Below are 4,020 nucleotides of genomic sequence, written 5' to 3'. Positions count from 1 at the left end.
CCCCGCCGCCTACCGGCGCGGCGGTCCGCTGGCCGTCACCGATGCCAACGTCATGCTGGGCAAGCTGCGGCCCGATTTCTTCCCGTCGATCTTCGGCCCTGGCCAGGACGCGCCGCTCGACGCGGAAACCGTGCGCGCGAAATTCACGGCTCTCGCCGCCGGGATCGGTGACGGCCGCTCGCCGGAAGCGGTCGCCGAAGGCTTCGTCACCATCGCGGTCGAGAACATGGCCAATGCGATCAAGAAAATTTCGGTGCAGCGCGGCTACGACGTCACCGAATATCTCCTGAACTGTTTCGGCGGCGCCGGCGGACAGCACGCCTGCCTGGTCGCCGACGCGCTCGGCATGGAGGCGGTGCTGATCCATCCTTTCTCCGGCCTGCTTTCAGCCTATGGGATCGGCCTGGCCTCGGTCTTTGCCTCGCGCCAGCAGGCGCTGCTGAAGCCTCTCGCCGAGGAATCCAGAACAGAAATCGGCGGCCTCATCGCCACCTTGAAAAAGGCAGTGATCGCGGAGTTGGCGGCGCAAGGTATCGCCGAGGGCTCGGTTTCCACCAGGCCCGTACTGCACATTCGCTATGACGGCACCGACACGGCACTGCCGGTGAATTTCGAGGCAGACTCGATCTTCCAGGCCAGGCGCGATTTCGAAATCGCCCACAAGGCACAATTCGGCTTTGTCTATGACGACAAGCCAATGATCGTCGAGACCGTCGGCGTCGAAGGCACCGAAACCGGCCAGACCAGCGCCGAGGCCTATGCGCCTACCGGACCTGCAACTGTCAAGTCAGCCACTTCCGAGACCAGGCGCATCTACACGGAAGGCCGGTGGCATGAAGCTGGCGTCTACCGTCGCGAGACTCTCGGACCGACCAATCTGGTCGCCGGGCCCGCCTTGATCATCGAGCCGAACCAGACCATCGTCGTCGAGCCGGGCTGGCAAGCCGAAATCACCAACCTCAATCACGTTGTCATACGCCGTACGGAAAAGAAAGCGCGCGCCGCTGCCCTTGGCACCGAGGCCGATCCGGTGATGCTCGAAGTCTTCAACAATCTCTTCATGTCCATCGCAGAACAAATGGGCGTGACGCTGCAGAACACCGCCTACTCCGTCAACATCAAGGAAAGGCTCGATTTTTCCTGCGCCGTCTTCGACCACACCGGGGCGCTGGTCGCCAATGCGCCGCACATGCCGGTGCATCTCGGCTCCATGGACCGTTCAGTCGAAACCATCATCCGGCTGAACTCCGGCGACATTCATCCCGGCGACGTCTTTGCCTTGAACGCCCCCTATAATGGCGGCACGCATCTGCCCGACATCACCGTGGTGACGCCGGTCTTCGACGATGCCCGGAAAAGCATCCTCTTCTGGGCGGCCTCGCGCGGGCATCATGCCGACATTGGCGGCACCGCGCCGGGCTCGATGACGCCGCTCGCCACCACGGTCGACGAGGAAGGCGTGCTGTTCGATAATTTCCGCATCGTCGACCGCGGAAAATTCCGCGAAAAGGAGCTGCACACGCTGCTCACGGACCACCGCTACCCAGCCCGCAACCCGCACCAGAACATCGCCGATCTGAAGGCACAGATCGCCGCCAACGAGAAAGGCGTGGCGGAACTTCGCAAGATGGTGGGGCATTTCGGCCTCGACGTCGTCGAAGCCTATATGGGCCATGTGCAGGACAACGCGGCCGAGAGCGTGCGCCGCGTGCTGGAGCGGCTGCCGGACACGTCGGAATATGAATATCCGACCGACACCGGCCAGGTCATCAAGGTGAAGATCACCGTCGACCGGCAAAAGCGCGAGGCGACCGTCGACTTCACCGGCACGTCGAAGGTCGAGAAGAACAATTTCAACGCGCCCGAGCCAGTTGCCCGCGCTGCGGTCCTCTATGCGTTCCGCGTCATGGTCGAGGACATGATCCCGATGAATGCGGGATGCCTCAGGCCGATCAATATCGTCATTCCCGACGGCTGCATGCTCAAGCCCACCTATCCTGCCGCCGTCGTCGCCGGCAATGTCGAGACCTCCCAGCATGTCACCAACGCGCTGTTCGGCGCCATGGGCGCGATTGCCAACGCGCAGGGCACGATGAACAACCTGACTTTCGGCAACAAGCAGTATCAGTATTACGAGACGATCTGCTCCGGCTCGCCGGCCGGCCATATGAACTCCGGCCGCGGCTTTGCCGGCACCTCCGGCGTCCACACCCACATGACCAATTCGCGCCTCACCGACCCGGAGGTGCTGGAACTGCGCTTTCCCGTGGTGCTGGAGGATTTTCACATCCGCCAGGGATCCGGCGGCAAGGGCAAATGGAACGCCGGCGACGGCACCAAACGCACCATTCGCTTCCTCGAGAAGATGGAATGCGCGATCCTGTCCTCGCACCGCAACCGCCCGCCGCAAGGGTTAGACGGCGGCGGCGACGGCGAGGTCGGCTCGACCAAGGTGCGCCGCAACGACGGCACGGTCGACGTGCTGAAGGCTTGCGACCTGACCGTGCTCGACGCCGGTGAGGCCGTCATCGTGACCACGCCGACGCCGGGCGGGTTTGGTAGGCTGTAAAGAAGGCGTCAACAGGCTGTCACCGGCCTGTCATGACCCTGCGTTACCCGCTTGCGCCAAAGCAAATGGGGAATCACTTTGCCATGACGGACGTCTCCGCAGATCTGGTTTTTCGCCGCGGCAAGGAAGTTGGAAAGGCCGTTTACCAGAACCGCCCGCTTTCGAAAGCCGGCATCTCCGAGCGGCTGTTCGCCTTCCTGTTTTCCGGCCTCGTCTATCCGCAGATCTGGGAAGACCCCGACGTCGACATGGACGCGATGCAGCTTGGCCAGGGCCACCGCGTCGTCACCATCGCCTCGGGCGGCTGCAACATCCTCGCCTATCTCACCCGCTCGCCGGCACAGATCGACGCCGTCGATCTCAACGCGGCCCACATCGCGCTGAACCGCATGAAGCTGGAGGCGGTTCGCCATCTGCCTTCGCAAGGCGACCTGTTCCGTTTCTTCGGTGCGGCGGACACGAGCCACAATTCCGAAGCCTACGACCGCTTCATCGCCCCGCATCTCGATCCTGTCAGCCGCCACTACTGGGAGCGCCGCAACTGGCGTGGCAACAGGCGCATTGGCGTTTTCGACCGCAATTTCTACCAGACCGGCCTGCTCGGCCTGTTCATCGCCATGGGTCACCGCACGGCGAAATTCTTCGGCGTCAACCCGGCCCGCATGATGGAAGCCAGGAACATCGGCGAACAGCGCCGCTTCTTCAACGAGGAGCTGGCGCCGGTCTTCGACAAGAAGCTTCTGAAATGGGCGACGTCGCGAAAAGCCTCGCTGTTCGGCCTCGGCATCCCTCCGGCGCAGTATGACTCGCTGATCACCTCCGGCGACGGCACCATGGCCAGCGTGCTGAAGGCCCGGCTGGAAAAGCTCGCCTGCGATTTCCCCTTGGAAAACAACTACTTCGCTTGGCAGGCTTTCGCCCGCCGCTATCCCGAGCCCGGCGAGGCCGCCTTGCCCGCCTATCTGGAAAAGCGCAACTACGAGACCATCCGCGGCAATATCGACCGCGTCGCCATCCACCATGCCAACCTGATCGAATTCCTCGCCGGCAAGGATGCCGGCGCCGTCGACCGCTTCATCCTGCTCGACGCACAGGACTGGATGACTGACGACCAGCTCAACGCGCTGTGGTTGGAGATCACCCGCACGGCCTCCGCCGGGGCCCGCGTCATCTTCCGCACCGCCGCTGAGCCCAGTCTGCTGCCGGGGCGCGTCTCGACCTCGCTGCTCGATCAGTGGGACTATCAGAACCAAGCATCGCGCGAATTCTCGGCCCGCGACCGCTCCGCCATCTATGGCGGCTTCCACCTCTATGTGAAGCGCGAGGCATGAGACTTCCTGTGTCAACCTTTGGCGAGCAAGGCAGCTGCGGCGGGGTGTCTGTCTGGATTGTAGAGGGTACCGTCCTGCCAGGCGCGCCAGAGGATTCTGAGCCAAGCCCTGGCAAGGATG

At 63.3% G+C, this 4,020-nt stretch carries 2 protein-coding genes; both read left to right on the top strand.

Features of this window, described 5'->3' with window-relative positions; translation table 11 throughout:
* A partial coding sequence (locus tag O7A61_RS31330; protein WP_337133044.1) for a hydantoinase B/oxoprolinase family protein occupies positions 1 to 2,569 on the top strand: 2,569 nt, incomplete at its 5' end.
* Positions 2,570 to 2,601: 32 nt separating this feature from the next.
* The gene (locus tag O7A61_RS31325) at positions 2,602 to 3,900 is read left to right on the top strand and encodes a DUF3419 family protein (protein ID WP_337133043.1); all 1,299 of its coding nucleotides are present in this window, start codon (positions 2,602 to 2,604) and stop codon (positions 3,898 to 3,900) included.
* Positions 3,901 to 4,020 lie beyond the last annotated feature (120 nt).

This window comes from Mesorhizobium sp. Cs1321R2N1, from assembly GCF_037179725.1.
Lineage (GTDB): Bacteria > Pseudomonadota > Alphaproteobacteria > Rhizobiales > Rhizobiaceae > Mesorhizobium > Mesorhizobium salmacidum.
The sequence above is the reverse complement of the archived record's forward strand: the minus strand, read 5'-3'. Positions and strand labels throughout refer to the sequence as shown.

Coding starts and splice junctions, on each gene's coding strand:
- O7A61_RS31325 (WP_337133043.1), top strand. CDS start 2,602: ATGACCCTGCGTTACCCGCTTGCGCCAAAGCAAATGGGGAATCACTTT.